This window comes from Novosphingobium naphthalenivorans NBRC 102051, assembly GCF_001590985.1.
GTDB lineage: Bacteria > Pseudomonadota > Alphaproteobacteria > Sphingomonadales > Sphingomonadaceae > Novosphingobium > Novosphingobium naphthalenivorans.
In genome coordinates this window covers 46,408-60,200 of record NZ_BCTX01000002.1, presented here as the reverse complement: position 1 = coordinate 60,200, position 13,793 = coordinate 46,408, and the positions used below count along the sequence as shown (strand labels likewise).

Sequence of the window (13,793 nt, the reverse complement as noted above, 5' to 3'; positions counted from 1 at the left end):
GAGCACTCAGGGCCGAATCTGGCCGCTGCCACGCACCAGCCACTTGTAGGTCGTCAGCCCTTCCAGCGCGACCGGGCCGCGTGCGTGCAGGCGGCCGGTGGCGATGCCGATTTCCGCCCCGAGCCCGAATTCGCCGCCGTCGGCGAACTGGCTGGAAGCATTGACCATGACAATGGCGCTGTCGACTTCATTGAGGAAACGCTCGGCCGCTGCCGCGTCCGCCGTGACGATCGCGTCGGTGTGATGCGAGGAATGCGTGGCAATGTGGTCCAGCGCGGCATCGAGCCCGTCCACCACGGCGACCGACAGCACCGAATCGAGATACTCGGTATCCCAGTCCTCGTCGCTGGCAGGCAGGATGCGCGGATCGAGCGCACGGGCGCGGGCATCCCCGCGCAGTTCGCAGCCGGCATCGAGCAGGCCCGCGGCCACCGAAGCGCTTTCCGGAAACTGCGTGTCGAGCAGCAGCGTCTCCATCGAGCCGCAGATGCCGGTGCGGCGCATCTTGGCATTGAGCGTCACCCGGCGCGCCATCTCCGGATCGGCGGCGGCGTGGACATACGTGTGACAGATCCCGTCGAGATGGGCGAGCACCGGCACCCGCGCATCGGCCTGTACGCGTGCAACCAGGCTCTTGCCGCCGCGCGGCACGATCATGTCGATCAGGCCCGCCGCCGTCAGCATCGCGCCGACGACCGCGCGGTCCTGCGTGGGCACGAGCTGGATCGCGGCGGCGGGAAGACCCACGTTTTCCAGACCCTCTGCAAAAGCCGCCGCGATCGCCCGGTTCGAATGGAGAGCCTCGCTGCCGCCGCGCAGCAGCACGGCATTGCCCGAACGCAGGCACAGCGCCGCCGCATCGGCGGTGACGTTGGGGCGGCTCTCATAAATGATGCCGATCAGCCCGATGGGAATCCGCACGCGGCTGAGCTTCAGCCCGTTCGGGCGCTCGCTTTCGGAAATCACTTCGCCCACCGGATCGGGCAGGCTGGCCACCTGATCCACCGCATCGGCGATGCCCGCAAGGCGCGCGGGATCGAGCCGCAGGCGATCGAGCATGGCCCCCGTCAGCCCCTTGGCTTCACCGGCCGCGATGTCACGCGCATTGGCCTCAAGAATCGCCGGCTCGGCGGCGCGCAGAGCGGCAGCAGCGGCGCGCAGGGCCTCTGCCTTCTGCGCATCGCTCAGCCGTGCCAGAACACGCTGCGCGGCACGGCCGTCACGGGCAAGACGCGCGACGAGATCTTCGGGCGATTCGGTGGCCGTGCCGGAAGGCCGGTCAGCGAGAGGGGCAGTCTGTACAGTCATGGCTGCCGACTACCACCAAAGCACAGGATTGTCACCGTTTCCGGCGGTTTCGCGCGCCTGTGCCCGCGCGGCAACACCGGTTAGGATAATGGAAACATGCTCCATTCTACAGCAGTTTTCATTTGACACGACTCCGGTCCAACCTTGGCCTCGGTCAAGAAGTTTTCTCAGCTCATCGTACTGACGCATCGGCTCACCCCGATTCAGCAAGGGTTTACGATAAGCCGATTCGCCTTTGCCCCCCTCCCCTGCTAGCCCACCGCCCCGGGACTGAGATTGAAAACTCAAGCGGGGTCGTTTTGAAATTCACATCTTCCGGGGCGTGGCTGTCGCGCCTGCGGACTGCGTTTCCCGATCGCGAGTTCATCATGCGATCGCAGGGACAGGTTCGTTTTATCCATGTCTCCTCGCGCGTGCAGATGGCCGCAGCGGGTGCCGCCACGGCCCTGCTGGCCGTCTGGCTCGGTACGGTGGGCACGGCCGCCGTCGCCCGGATCTATGCCAGCCATGAACAGGCCGCGCTGCTGAACCGCGAAGCCGCCGTCGCCAAGTCCGAGAGCCGCGTCCAGGCCTACCGCGACAACATCAGCGAAACGACCGCCGACCTCGCCCGGCGCCAGCAGTTCATCGAACAGATGGTCGAAGCCCATATCGGCGACCTCCCCAGCGACAAGCAGGCCGGCGAAACCGTATCCGACAGCTCCGGTGAAGCCGCCAAGACCGTCCGCAAGATCAGCGCCGTCCTGCCCGAAGCGCGCGGGCTGGCCGAGGTCGAGGCCGAACAGCTCACCTTCGTCGAACGCCTGACCCGCTATGCCGACCGCCGCTCCGCCAGTGCCAGCGCCGCGATCCGCAAGCTGGGCCTCAATCCCAACGCGATCATCGCCAATTCGAGCGGCGCCGAAGGCGGCCCGCTGATGCGCCTCGCCACCTCCGCCGACGGCAGCCTCGATCCGCGCTTCCAGCGCATGGGCATGAGCCTCGCCCGCATGGACGCGCTGGAGAACGGCCTTGCCTCGATCCCGCAGGTCAGCCCCGCGCATGTCGCCTATGTCTCGTCGAGCTACGGCTACCGTTCGGACCCGTTCACCGGCGCCGCCGCCTTCCATGCCGGGCTCGACTTCCCCGGCCCGCGCGGCTCGGCGATCTACGCCGCCGCCAAGGGCACGGTCAGCTTCGTCGGCCAGCGCCAGGGCTACGGCAACTGCATCGAGATCAGCCACGGCAACGGGCTGATGACCCGCTATGCCCACCTTTCCAGCTTCAAGCAGACCCACGTCGGCGAAAAGGTCGACGCCGGCACCGTGATCGCCGCGATGGGCAGCACCGGCCGTTCCACCGGCCCGCACCTGCACTTCGAAGTCCGCGTCAACGGCCGCCCGGTCAACCCGCGCCCCTTCCTTGAAGCCTCCCGCAATGTTCAGCAAAAAGACTCCTAATATGGCCCGGACTCCCGCTGCCTCCCGCCCCGCCGGCACTTCGACCTTCTCGATGCTCGGCGCCGACACCGTCATCACCGGCAATATCGAAGCCACGGCCGACCTGCACATCGACGGCCGCGTCGATGGCGATATCGCCTGCAGTTCGCTGGTGCAGGGCGAGGACAGCCAGATCACCGGCGGCATCCGTGCCGAAACGGTGCGCGTGGCCGGCCTCGTGCGCGGGACCATCGCCGCGCGCGAAGTGGTGATCCTCAAGACCGCGCGGATCGAGGGCGACGTGGCCTACGACACACTCACCATCGAGCAGGGCGCGCGTCTGGAAGGCCGCCTCAGCCCCAACGGCGGCCAGACCCCGCCCGCCGTCGCCCAATTGCCCAAGGCCAGCGGCGAAGCAGGATTGGTGCTGGCGGCGGAGTAATGAAAGCCGCCGCCGGTCAAAACCGGCAGCGTTTCAGACCGTAAAACTTTCCCCGCAGCCGCAGGCGCCCTTGGCGTTGGGATTGTCGAACACGAAGCCGGCGGTGAAGTCGTCTTCCTTCCAGTCCATCGTGCTGCCGATCAGGTAGAGCACCGAGCCGCTGTCGATGTAGAAAGTGCCGCCCGGCGTTGCGATCTTCTCGTCGAACTTCGCTTCCTCGGTCACGTAGTCGACCGAATAGGCAAGGCCCGAGCAGCCCCGGCGGGGGGTGGAAAGCTTCACGCCGATCGCGCCTTCGGGCGCCTGGCTCATCAGCTGGGCAATGCGCGCTTCAGCCGCCGGAGTCAGCACGACAGCGGCCGGACGTTCGCGAGTGGTCGTGGTCATAGCTTCTTTTCCCAGAACTGCGCCGTCCCGGTCGCGGGATCGAGCGCATAATTCCCGTAACCGAGCGCGGCGTAAAGCGCCTTGGCGCGCTCGTTGCCGCCCAGCACTTCAAGCGTGATCTTGCAGGCGCCGCGCACGCGGGCCTCGTGCTCGACCGCCTGCATCAGCGCACGGCCGATCCCCTTGCCGCGCACGCCGGGCTTCACGGCAATATCATGGATATTGATCAGCGGCCGCGCCGCGAACGTCGAAAAGCCGGTGAAGCAATTGGCCAGCCCCACCGCCTCGTCCCCGTCGAACGCCAACAGCGTGAACGCACCGGGAAAGGCATCGAGCGCCGCCGCCAGCCGTTCACGCACGGCCGGATCGAGCGGCGCACCGCCACCCATCGGATCGCGCGCATAGCTGTCCAGCAGCGCGACCACGGCCGCCGCATCGGGCGCATGGCCATAGTCCGCCAGCCGCACCGTGACGGCAGAGGTATCGAGGGCGGCGGTTTCGCTCACAGCATGCCCAGTTCGAGCTTCGCCTCGTCGGACATCTTGGCCATGTCCCACGGCGGATCCCAGACAAGATTGACGTCGCAGTCGCGCACGCCCGGCACGGCCGCCACGCGCAGTTCGACTTCGCCCGGCATCGATTCGGCTACCGGGCAATGCGGCGTGGTGAGCGTCATCGTCACCGCCACCGAAGCTTCGGGCGAGACCTCGACGCCGTAGATCAGGCCGAGATCGTAGATGTTCACCGGGATTTCGGGATCGAAGATCTCCTTGAGCGCGCCGATCACGCCTTCGTAGATCGCCCCGCCCGGCTCGCCGGGATTCTCGCCCTGCGGCGTCTCGGCAAGGAAGCCTTCGAGGTAGTCGCGCTTGCGCTCCAGCTTTTCCGCCGGCGTTTCCGCATCTTCCACACGCGCGCGCGGCGGCGGGGGCGCGGATTCCACTTCCTCGACCTGAAACTTGCGCGGTTCGTCGGGGTTCTGCTCCGTCATTGGCCGAAAATTCTCCTGGTGCGCTCGATCCCTTTCAGGAGCGCCTCGATATCGCTGTCATCACTGTAAAGGCCAAAACTGGCCCGGGCGGTGGCGGGAACGCCAAGGTGGTCCATGAGCGGCTGCGCACAATGGTGCCCGGCCCGGATCGCCACGCCTTCCTCGTCCAATATGGTGCCAAGGTCGTGCGGGTGAACCCCATCGAGCGCAAAACTGACGATACCCACCGAATCGTCGGGGCCGAACAGAGTCACGTCGTTGCGCTTGCCCAGTTCCTCGCGCAGCCGGGCGGCCAGATCGCGCTCGTGCTGCTCGGCACGGCCAAGGCCGATGCCCGAGAGCCAGTCCATCGCCGCCGCCATGCCCAGCGCCTCGACGATCATCGGCGTGCCGGCCTCGAAGCGCTGCGGCGCGGGAGCATAAGTGGTCTTCTCGAAGGTCACGCGGTCGATCATCGATCCGCCGCCGTGCCAGGGCGGCATGGCATCAAGGATCGCCTTGCGCGCCCAGAGCGCCCCGACCCCGGTCGGGCCATAGAGCTTGTGCGCCGAGAAGACGTAGAAATCGCAATCGAGCGCAGCCATGTCGAGCGCGATGCGCGGCGCGGCCTGGCATCCATCAACCAGCAGCATGGCCCCGACCGCATGGGCCAGATCCGCCGCCCGGCGCACGTCGAGCACCGAGCCCAGCACGTTCGAGACATGCGCGAACGCCACCAGCTTGTGCGCGGGCGTCAGGATGCGTTCGGCCGCCTCCAGATCGATCCGGCCGTCCTCGGTGAGCGGGCAGACGTCGATTGCGACGCCGGTGCGCTCGCGCAGCATCTGCCAGGGCACGATGTTGGAATGGTGCTCCAGCGTGGACAGGAGGATGCGGTCCCCCGCCTTGAGGTTTTGCGCGCCCCAGGTCTGCGCCACGAGGTTGATCGCTTCAGTGGCGCCGCGAGTGAAGACGATCTCCTCTTCCGCGCCGCCCAGGAACGCGGCGGTGCGGCGCCGGGCCGCCTCGAAGGCCAGCGTCATCTCGGCCGAGCGCGCATAGACGCCGCGGTGCACGGTCGCATAGTCGCGGCCGAGCGCGTTCACCGTGGCATTGATCACCGCCTGCGGCTTCTGCGCGGTGGCGGCCGTGTCGAGATAGTGCCAGCCGCCCGCAAGGCCGGGGAATTCGTCCTTGAGAGTGAGAGTTGCCGTGCTCACAGCCCCGTCTCCACCAGTGCTGCAAGCCGGGCTATCGCCGCTTCGTCAAGCGCTTCTTCACCAGGCGCACCGGCGAAAGCCTCGGCAATGAAGGCCTGCAGCATCAGCCGCTTGGCCTCGGCCGGGGGAAGCCCGCGCGACATCAGGTAGAACAGGCCTTCGGCGTCGAGTTCACCCACCGCGCAGCCATGTGCCGCCTTGACGTCATCGGCGTAGATTTCGAGTTCGGGCCGGGCATTGGCGGTCGCCGTGCGGTCGAGCAGCATCGCGCGCACCGACTGTTCGGCATCGGTCCCGTCCGCACCGCGCTCCACCGCAATGCAGCCGAGATAGGTCCCGGTCGCATGGCCCGCAAGCACGGTCCGCACGATCTGGCTGGAGGTCGCGTTGAGCCCGGCGTGCGTCACCCTGGTGACGATCTCCAGCGTCTGCTTGCCGGTCGCAAGCTGCGCCGCGCCGAGCGTGAAGCCGGCGCCCTCTTCCAGCCGCACATCGATGGCAATGCGGCCATAGGCCGGGCCCGCCGTCAGCACGCGCAGGTCCATCTTCGCGCCTTTTTCCAGCCGGATAGCAAGGTGGCGCGCGACAGCGCCCTCACCCAGCTCGATCACCTGAAGCGACTGTTCCAGCCCGGCCGCAACAACGATCTCTTCGCGCTGGACCGGCCAGACCGTGCCCAGCGCTTCGATATCCGAATAGCGGAAGTCCTCGTCCTTGCGGGTGGGAAGCGTGAGTTCGAGGTTCATACCCTGTCCTCCCCGGCACGGGGAGGGGGACCGCCGCAGGCGGTGGAGGGGATTCGCGCCCAGACGCCAGCTTGCGGGAGGACGCGAGTCCCCTCCGTCAGCGCTTCGCGCTGCCACCTCCCCGCATCGGGGAGGACAAGTGCGCCTGCCATCACGCCACCGCCTCGTAGCCCTGCTCTTCCAGCTCCAGCGCCAGCTCGGGACCGCCCGACTTGACGATGCGGCCGCCCGCAAGAACATGCACGAAGTCCGGCTTCACGTAATCGAGCAGGCGCTGGTAGTGCGTGATCAGCAGCACCGCCTTGTCGGGCGCGCGCATGATGGAATTGATGCCTTCACCGCAGATGCGCAGCGCGTCGATGTCGAGGCCGGAGTCGGTCTCGTCGAGGATCGCCAGCTTGGGATCGAGGATGCCCATCTGCACCATTTCGGCGCGCTTCTTCTCACCGCCCGAAAAGCCCACGTTCACCGGGCGCTTGAGCATGTCCATGTCCATGCGCAGCAGCGCCGCCTTTTCCTTGGCGAGCTTGAGGAATTCGCCGCCGGACAGCGGCTCTTCCCCGCGCCCCTTGCGCTGGGCATTGGCCGCCTCGCGCAGGAACTGGACGAAGGAGACGCCGGGAATCTCGACCGGGTACTGGAAGCCAAGGAACAGCCCAGCGGCGGCGCGCTCGTGCGGTTCGAGCTGGAGCAGGTCCTGCCCCATGAATTCGACCGAACCGCCCGTCACGGTGTAGCCGGGACGGCCGCCCAGCACATAGCCGGTGGTCGACTTGCCCGCGCCGTTCGGTCCCATGATCGCATGGATCTCGCCCGGATTGATCGTCAGCGAAAGACCCTTGAGGATGGGCTTGTCGGCTACGGAAGCCTGGAGGTTTTCGATAGTGAGCATGGTCATCCTTCGGCGTCCTCGAACCTGGGCGCAGGGGTGTGGGCAGCAGGGCCGCGGCGGGCGGCGCGCTTGTCGAACGGCTGGTTCAACATGGCGTTAATCGCTTTCACCACTCCATCGATGTCCGCCAGAACGTCAGCCTCCCCGAAACGCAGCACGCGAATGCCGACATCGGTCAGCTTCTTGTCCTGCAGCGCATCCACATCGGGATTGGCGCCTTCGGGCGAGAGCGAAATGACGATCCAGCGCGAGGGGCACGAGAAATCGACGACAGTGGAACCCACCACCGTCTGGCGCATGAACTTCACCCCGCCGAGTTTCGATCCGGACAGTTCGGTCCAGAGCGCCTTCTGCGCCTCGGTCGGATGACGGCGCTGTTCCCGCGCGCGCTCCTTGAGCGTTTCCAGGCGCGCGCCGGTCACGTTGAAGCTGGCGCGGGCGTCGGCCTTGGGCGAGGACGCTGCCGTACTGATGCCAAGGGTCTTGCGGGCGGCAGTCATCGGGAAAATCCTTCTATATCGTCTTCGAGCCCCTCCCCTTCAGGGGAGGGGTTGGGGTGGGGCGCTCGCCGGTCAGGCAAGCTATCGAGAACGTTCAGCAAATGCCGCCCGACGCCTTCGAGATTGCGCATTACGTCAGGATTCATGACACGCACCACGCGGTAGCCAAGCGCCTCCAGCCGCGCAGTCCGGCGCTCGTCCGCAGCGGAATCGGCATGCGTCTCGCCGTCCACCTCTACGATCAGCCCCTTTCGGGGACACAGGAAATCCGCGATCGCACTGCCGATCACGGCCTGCCGCCGGAACTTGTAGCCGCCAAGCTGGGAGCGGGAGAGGATCGACCGCAAGCGCTTTTCAGGCTCGGTCGGCTGGTTGCGCATGTCGCGGGCGCGGCGCGAGATCTGGCCGAGCTTCTCGGCCGAGAGGCCCCACCCCTTGCCCCTCCCCTGAAGGGGAGGGGTATGGATGGTCTTTGCCCAGTCGTTGAGATTCGTGGGCCGGTCCATCACCCCACGCTCCCCTCAAGGCTGATGCCCAGAAGCTTCTGCGCTTCGACGGCAAATTCCATCGGTAATTGCTGCAGGACTTCCTTGGCGAAACCATTGACGATCAGCGCCACTGCCTGCTCGGTGTCGAGCCCGCGCTGCATGGCATAGAATAGCTGGTCGTCGCTGATCTTGCTGGTGGTCGCCTCGTGCTCGATCTGCGCCGAGGGGTTCTTCACTTCGATATAGGGCACGGTGTGGGCGCCGCATTCCTTGCCCAGCAGCAGCGAATCGCACTGGGTGAAGTTGCGCACGTCCTCCGCGCCCGCCGCCACGCGCACGAGGCCGCGATAGGTGTTGTTCGACTTGCCCGCCGAAATGCCCTTGGAGATGATCGTCGAACGGGAGCCCTTCCCGTTGTGGATCATCTTGGTGCCGGTATCGGCCTGCTGGTAATTGTTGGTGACGGCGACCGAGTAGAACTCGCCCACCGAATCCTCGCCGTTGAGCACGCACGAGGGGTACTTCCAGGTGATCGCGGAGCCGGTCTCGACCTGAGTCCAGCTGATCTTGGACCGCGCGCCCTGGCACAGGCCGCGCTTGGTCACGAAATTGTAGATGCCGCCCTTGCCCTGCTCGTTGCCGGGATACCAGTTCTGCACCGTCGAATACTTGATCTCGGCATCTTCCATCGCGACCAGCTCGACCACGGCGGCGTGGAGCTGGTTTTCATCGCGCTGCGGGGCGGTGCAGCCTTCGAGATAGGAAACGTAAGCGCCCTTGTCGGCAACGATCAGGGTGCGCTCGAACTGGCCGGTGTTCTCGGCATTGATGCGGAAATAGGTGCTGAGTTCCATCGGGCAGCGCACGCCCTCGGGTACATAGACGAAAGTGCCGTCCGAAAAGACCGCGCAGTTGAGCGCCGCGAAGTAGTTGTCGTGCTGCGGCACCACCTTGCCCAGCCACTTCTTCACCAGCTCGGGATATTCGCGGATCGCCTCGGAAATCGAGCGGAAGATGACACCCGCCTGCTCCAGCTCCTTGCGGAAGGTGGTGGCGACCGAAACCGAATCGAACACCGCATCGACCGCAACCTTGCGCGCGCCCTCGACGCCCGCGAGCATCTTCTGCTCCTCCAGCGGAATACCCAGCTTCTCATAGACCCTGAGAATTTCGGGATCGACCTCATCGAGGCTCTTGGGGCCATCCTTCTTCTTGGGCGCGGCCCAGTAATAGGCGTCCTGATAGTCGATCGGCGGAATGTTCAGCTTGGCCCAGTCCGGCGGCGTCATTTCCAGCCAGCGGCGATAGGCCTTGAGCCGCCATTCGAGCATCCACTCCGGCTCCTCCTTCTTGGCGGAGATGAAGCGGACGGTATCCTCGGACAGCCCCTTGGGGCCGAATTCCTGCTCGATATCGGAAGACCAGCCGTGTTCGTATTCGGCCACGCGCGCAGCCGCCTCGCGGGCGGCAGCGTCACGTTCCTCAGGTACGGCAGGGACAGTTTCGTCGGTCATTCACACATCCTCGGCAAGCTGGGTCAGCGGCACTTGCGCCAGCGCGCCGCGCAGGGCGGCGTTCACCACGGGCCAGTGGCCACGCACATTGCAGCATCCCTCCAGTGTGCAATCGCTTTTGTTTTCTCCGAGGCAGGCGGTGAGCGCGATCGGCCCTTCCACCGCCTCGACAATATCCGCCAGCGTGATCGCCGCCGGGGGCCGGGCGAGCTTGAGCCCGCCGCCGACTCCGCGCGACGAGCGCATCAGCCCGGCCGCCGTGAGCTTGCTCACCAGCTTCTGCACGGTCGGCACCGGCAATCCGGTTTCCTCGGCCAACTGGCCTGCGGCGACCCGCGCGCCGCCGCAATGCCGCGCGGCGGCGGACATGATGACAACGGCATAATCGGCCATGCTGGACAGGCGCATAAACTGGCTTTCCGGACCCGGTCGTTAAATCGGATTGATTCTTTCCGATTTCACCTAATGCAGCACGGCACGCGTTTCAATGGGTGTTTTGCGAAGGCCAGCCCATGTTCCAGCGCATAAAAAAGGCGGTCCCCGGACAGGCCGGGAACCGCCATAAGGTAAGTAAGGAACTCGTGCGCATCCCGCTACGAGCCCTTCGGGTCGCACCTTTCGTTTATGCGGCCACCGGGCCAATTTATTGTACAATTGCGACACAGGCCCGGCCGGTTGCAGGGGATGCAAACGATTTGAGCGGTCCGCGCAATGAAGTTTTATGCCGGATAGAAGCATTTGAGCCACAGGCCTTACCGGTTTATGCGCGTTCCCGTGTTCTATTCCCTTCTCCGCCCCGCCCTGTTCCGAATCGATGCCGAAAAGGCCCACGGCCTCGCCATCGCCTCGCTCAAGTTCACCGCGCCCGCACGCGCGCCGGCCGTTCCGGCGTGCCTGGCCACGCAAGTCGCCGGAATTTCCTTTCCCAATCCGGTGGGGATGGCGGCCGGCTTCGACAAGGACGGCGAGGTGCCCGATGCCCTGCTTGGGCTGGGCTTCGGATTTGCCGAAGTCGGCTCGATCACGCCGCTGCCGCAAGCCGGCAATCCGAAGCCGCGTCTGTTCCGCCTCGTCGAGGACCGCGCGGTAATCAACCGCATGGGCTTCAACAACGGCGGCGCACAGGCCGCGGTCGACCGGCTGGAGGCCCGCGCCGGCCGGCCGGGCGTGGTCGGAATCAACATCGGCGCCAACAAGGATTCGGCCGACCGCGTTGCCGACTATGCGATCATGGCCCGGCTCATGGCGCCGCTCGGCAGCTATCTGGCCGTCAACATCTCCAGCCCCAACACACCGGGCCTGCGCGCCCTGCAGGATGAATCGGCCCTCACCGGGCTGCTCGATGCCGTCATCGAAGCGCGCGATTCGGTCTGCGATGCCGGACAGCGTCCGCCGGTGTTCCTCAAAGTCGCGCCCGATCTCGAACCGGCCGACATCGACGCCATCGCCCGCATCGCCATCGAAAAGCAGTTGGGTGCGCTGATCGTCTCCAACACCACGATCTCGCGCCCGCCGCTCGCGTCGGCCCATGCCGGAGAGACTGGTGGCCTTTCGGGCGCCCCGCTTCGCGACCTTGCCCAGCAGCGCCTGCGCGACTTCCGCAAGGCCACTGGCGGCGCCCTGCCGCTCGTCGGCGTCGGCGGGATTGCCACGGCCGAGGACGCCTGGGCGCGCATCCGCGCGGGCGCCAGCCTCGTCCAGCTCTACAGCGCCATGGTCTATGAAGGCCCGACGATCGCCCGCACGATCTGCAAGGGGCTGGCCGGACTGATGAAGCGCGACGGCTTTACGTCGATCGCGGAAGCCGTGGGCACGGAATAACGGCACTTTTCAACCACAGTTGCCGCAACCCTCTCCCACCCCTAGACGTTCGCCTGTAACATCGGTCTTCGAATAGGGGCCGATGAAGTACTGGGGAGAGTGTCGGGGCATCATGAACCTCGCGGATTTCGACAAGAGCAGGAACCTCGTCTCGCTGTTTCTCCAGCGGGCCGATACGCGCGGCGACACACCGATGCTGTGGGCCAAGCGCGATGGCCAGTGGGTCTCGCTGAGCTGGGCGGAAGCGGTACGGCGGGTCTGCCTGATGGCCGCCTCGCTGCGCCGGATCGGCCTGCAACCGGGGGACCGGGTGCTGATCGTCTCGGAAAACCGGCCCGAATGGTGCCTTGCGGACCTTGCGATCATGGCCGCAGGCTGCGTGAGCGTGCCCACCTACACCACCAATACCACGCGCGATCACATCCATATCCTGGAAAACTCGGGCGCAAGGGCCGCCATCGTTTCCACCGGCAAGCTGGCCAAGACCCTGCTCCCGGCGATCGTGCAGACCGACATGTGCCGCCACGTGATCGGCATGGAGCCGCTCGCGCTGCAACAGGGCGGCGTATTCGACACATATGCCTGGGATGCGCTGATCGAGGGTGATCCGGTTCAGGCCCGCGCGGAAACGGAAGCCCGGCTGGTCGACATCGGGCGCGACGATCTTGCCTGCATCATCTACACCAGCGGCACCGGCGGCGCCCCGCGCGGCGTGCGCCAGCACCACGGCATGTTGCTGATGAACATCGCGGGTGCTGCCGAAATCATCGCCCACGATTTCGGGTGGGACGAACACGAGACCTTCCTCTCGTTCCTGCCGCTCAGCCACGCCTATGAACACACCGGCGGCCAGTTCTTCCCGATCGGTCTCGGCGCGCAGATCTATTATTCGGAGGGGCTCGACAAGCTGGCCTCCAATATCGAGGAAGTGCGCCCCACGATCATGGTCGTCGTGCCGCGCCTGTTCGAAGTGCTGCGCACGCGGATCATGAAGCAGATCGAAAAGCAGGGATCGATCCCCCGCCACCTGATGGACTGGGCCGTCTCCAGCGCCATGCGCAAGGAACACGGCCAACGGCGCCTGACTGACTATCCGCTCGGCCTGCTGCTCGATCATACCCTGCGGCCCAAAGTCCGCGCCCGGTTCGGCGGCCGGATCAAGGCGATGGTTTCGGGCGGGGCCCCGCTCAATCCCGAAATCGGATCGTTTTTCAGCGCCATGGGCCTCACCCTGCTGCAAGGCTACGGCCAGACCGAATCCGGGCCAATCATCAGCTGCAACCGCCCGTCGGCCGGCATCAAGTTCGACACGGTCGGCCCGCCCATGCACGGCGTCGAGGCCCGCATTGCCGAGGATGGCGAAATCCTCGTGCGCGGCGAACTGGTGATGCATGGCTACTGGCAGAACGAGGCGGCCACTGCGAACGTCCTGATATGCGATCCCTCCGATGCGCCGGGAAGCGAGCCCTGGCTCCACACCGGCGACATCGGCCACATCGACGACAAGGGCCGGATTCTCATAACCGACCGCAAGAAGGACATGATCGTCAACGACAAGGGCGACAACATCTCCCCGCAGAAGGTCGAATCGATGCTGACCCTGCAGCCGGAAATCGCCCAGGCCATGGTCCATGGCGACCGCCGCCCTTATGTCGTGGGTCTGCTCGTCCCCGATGCCGAGTGGGCCCTGCAATGGGCCAACGAGAACGACGAACTCTTCGATTTCAAGGCCTTGCAGGCACTGCCCGCATTTCGCACGGCCCTGCGCAGCGCCATCGACCGCGTCAATGCGGACCTTTCCATCATCGAAAAGGTCCGCCAGTTCGCGTTTGCGGACGAGCCCTTTTCGATCGAGAACGAGGAAATGACGCCGAGCCTGAAGATCCGGCGCCACAAGCTCAAGGCACGCTACGGCGAACGGCTGGATGCGCTGTACAAGGGATGACCCGGAAACAGGCGCTCCGGCCGCGCCAATGGCAATTCAGGCTCCAGCCCCGCTCACCCTGAGCTTGTCGAAGGGTGTTGGACCACAAACGCACGCCAGCATCCTTCGACAAGCTCAGGATGAGCGGAGCGTGAGCTTGCGC

The 13,793-nt window shown here is 65.8% G+C and carries 15 protein-coding genes; 4 read left to right on the top strand and 11 right to left on the bottom strand.

What is annotated here, in order from left to right; translation table 11 throughout:
* Positions 1 to 6 precede the first annotated feature (6 nt).
* Positions 7 to 1,308, bottom strand: a complete 1,302-nt coding sequence (locus tag NN5_RS01235) for a glutamate-5-semialdehyde dehydrogenase (protein WP_067732232.1) — start codon at positions 1,306 to 1,308, stop codon at positions 7 to 9.
* Positions 1,309 to 1,607: 299 nt separating this feature from the next.
* Here NN5_RS01235 and NN5_RS01230 point away from each other — a divergent pair, with 299 nt between their 5' ends.
* Together NN5_RS01230 and NN5_RS01225 are read left to right on the top strand one after the other, a co-directional pair.
* A complete protein-coding gene (locus NN5_RS01230; RefSeq protein WP_174523860.1) occupies positions 1,608 to 2,747 on the top strand; it encodes a M23 family metallopeptidase in 1,140 nt (379 codons plus the stop codon).
* A gap of 1 nt (position 2,748) precedes the next feature.
* Complete coding sequence (locus NN5_RS01225) at positions 2,749 to 3,168, top strand: bactofilin family protein (protein WP_067732231.1); 420 nt, start codon at positions 2,749 to 2,751, stop codon at positions 3,166 to 3,168.
* A 33-nt stretch (positions 3,169 to 3,201) separates the two neighbouring features.
* On the opposite strand, the gene NN5_RS01220 is transcribed toward NN5_RS01225, so the two are convergent.
* From NN5_RS01220 to NN5_RS01175, 10 genes are all read right to left on the bottom strand, one after another.
* The gene (locus NN5_RS01220; RefSeq protein ID WP_067732230.1) at positions 3,202 to 3,555 is read right to left on the bottom strand and encodes a HesB/IscA family protein; all 354 of its coding nucleotides are present in this window, start codon (positions 3,553 to 3,555) and stop codon (positions 3,202 to 3,204) included.
* Positions 3,552 to 4,061 carry a GNAT family N-acetyltransferase gene (locus tag NN5_RS01215; protein WP_067732229.1) on the bottom strand — a complete coding sequence of 170 codons (510 nt, stop codon included), beginning with the start codon at positions 4,059 to 4,061 and terminating at the stop codon, positions 3,552 to 3,554. Before NN5_RS01215 ends, NN5_RS01220 begins: the two co-directional genes overlap by 4 nt.
* Positions 4,058 to 4,546: an SUF system Fe-S cluster assembly protein gene (locus NN5_RS01210; protein ID WP_067732228.1), complete on the bottom strand. Its 489-nt coding sequence runs from the start codon at positions 4,544 to 4,546 to the stop codon at positions 4,058 to 4,060. The genes NN5_RS01215 and NN5_RS01210 overlap by 4 nt, the downstream gene beginning before the upstream one ends.
* Positions 4,543 to 5,745 carry an aminotransferase class V-fold PLP-dependent enzyme gene (locus NN5_RS01205; RefSeq protein ID WP_067732227.1) on the bottom strand — a complete coding sequence of 401 codons (1,203 nt, stop codon included), beginning with the start codon at positions 5,743 to 5,745 and terminating at the stop codon, positions 4,543 to 4,545. Before NN5_RS01205 ends, NN5_RS01210 begins: the two co-directional genes overlap by 4 nt.
* Entirely contained in the window at positions 5,742 to 6,491 is a 750-nt protein-coding gene (locus NN5_RS01200) for a SufD family Fe-S cluster assembly protein (protein ID WP_067732226.1), read from the bottom strand. The genes NN5_RS01205 and NN5_RS01200 overlap by 4 nt, the downstream gene beginning before the upstream one ends.
* A 151-nt stretch (positions 6,492 to 6,642) precedes the next feature.
* Complete coding sequence (gene sufC / locus NN5_RS01195) at positions 6,643 to 7,383, bottom strand: Fe-S cluster assembly ATPase SufC (protein ID WP_067732225.1); 741 nt, start codon at positions 7,381 to 7,383, stop codon at positions 6,643 to 6,645.
* Between the two features lie 2 nt (positions 7,384 to 7,385).
* Positions 7,386 to 7,883 carry an endonuclease domain-containing protein gene (locus NN5_RS01190; RefSeq protein WP_067732224.1) on the bottom strand — a complete coding sequence of 166 codons (498 nt, stop codon included), beginning with the start codon at positions 7,881 to 7,883 and terminating at the stop codon, positions 7,386 to 7,388.
* Positions 7,880 to 8,389: an endonuclease domain-containing protein gene (locus NN5_RS01185; protein WP_084384658.1), complete on the bottom strand. Its 510-nt coding sequence runs from the start codon at positions 8,387 to 8,389 to the stop codon at positions 7,880 to 7,882. Before NN5_RS01185 ends, NN5_RS01190 begins: the two co-directional genes overlap by 4 nt.
* Positions 8,389 to 9,885 carry a Fe-S cluster assembly protein SufB gene (gene sufB / locus NN5_RS01180; protein ID WP_067732223.1) on the bottom strand — a complete coding sequence of 499 codons (1,497 nt, stop codon included), beginning with the start codon at positions 9,883 to 9,885 and terminating at the stop codon, positions 8,389 to 8,391. Before sufB ends, NN5_RS01185 begins: the two co-directional genes overlap by 1 nt.
* On the bottom strand, positions 9,886 to 10,293 hold the full coding sequence (locus NN5_RS01175; RefSeq protein WP_067732222.1) for an SUF system Fe-S cluster assembly regulator: 408 nt from the start codon (positions 10,291 to 10,293) through the stop codon (positions 9,886 to 9,888). It abuts the gene before it with no gap.
* Between the two features lie 354 nt (positions 10,294 to 10,647).
* Between NN5_RS01175 and NN5_RS01170 the strand changes: the two genes are divergently transcribed.
* Positions 10,648 to 11,706 carry a quinone-dependent dihydroorotate dehydrogenase gene (locus NN5_RS01170; protein WP_067732221.1) on the top strand — a complete coding sequence of 353 codons (1,059 nt, stop codon included), beginning with the start codon at positions 10,648 to 10,650 and terminating at the stop codon, positions 11,704 to 11,706.
* 112 nt (positions 11,707 to 11,818) lie between these two features.
* Entirely contained in the window at positions 11,819 to 13,651 is a 1,833-nt protein-coding gene (locus NN5_RS01165) for an AMP-dependent synthetase/ligase (RefSeq protein ID WP_067732220.1), read from the top strand.
* The last annotated feature ends 142 nt before the right edge of the window (positions 13,652 to 13,793 follow it).

Coding starts and splice junctions, on each gene's coding strand:
- NN5_RS01220 (WP_067732230.1), bottom strand. CDS start 3,555: ATGACCACGACCACTCGCGAACGTCCGGCCGCTGTCGTGCTGACTCCG.
- NN5_RS01170 (WP_067732221.1), top strand. CDS start 10,648: ATGCGCGTTCCCGTGTTCTATTCCCTTCTCCGCCCCGCCCTGTTCCGA.
- NN5_RS01225 (WP_067732231.1), top strand. CDS start 2,749: ATGGCCCGGACTCCCGCTGCCTCCCGCCCCGCCGGCACTTCGACCTTC.
- NN5_RS01235 (WP_067732232.1), bottom strand. CDS start 1,308: ATGACTGTACAGACTGCCCCTCTCGCTGACCGGCCTTCCGGCACGGCC.
- NN5_RS01175 (WP_067732222.1), bottom strand. CDS start 10,293: ATGCGCCTGTCCAGCATGGCCGATTATGCCGTTGTCATCATGTCCGCC.
- NN5_RS01210 (WP_067732228.1), bottom strand. CDS start 4,546: ATGACGGAGCAGAACCCCGACGAACCGCGCAAGTTTCAGGTCGAGGAA.
- NN5_RS01165 (WP_067732220.1), top strand. CDS start 11,819: ATGAACCTCGCGGATTTCGACAAGAGCAGGAACCTCGTCTCGCTGTTT.
- sufB (WP_067732223.1), bottom strand. CDS start 9,885: ATGACCGACGAAACTGTCCCTGCCGTACCTGAGGAACGTGACGCTGCC.
- NN5_RS01185 (WP_084384658.1), bottom strand. CDS start 8,389: ATGGACCGGCCCACGAATCTCAACGACTGGGCAAAGACCATCCATACC.
- NN5_RS01190 (WP_067732224.1), bottom strand. CDS start 7,883: ATGACTGCCGCCCGCAAGACCCTTGGCATCAGTACGGCAGCGTCCTCG.
- NN5_RS01200 (WP_067732226.1), bottom strand. CDS start 6,491: ATGAACCTCGAACTCACGCTTCCCACCCGCAAGGACGAGGACTTCCGC.
- sufC (WP_067732225.1), bottom strand. CDS start 7,383: ATGCTCACTATCGAAAACCTCCAGGCTTCCGTAGCCGACAAGCCCATC.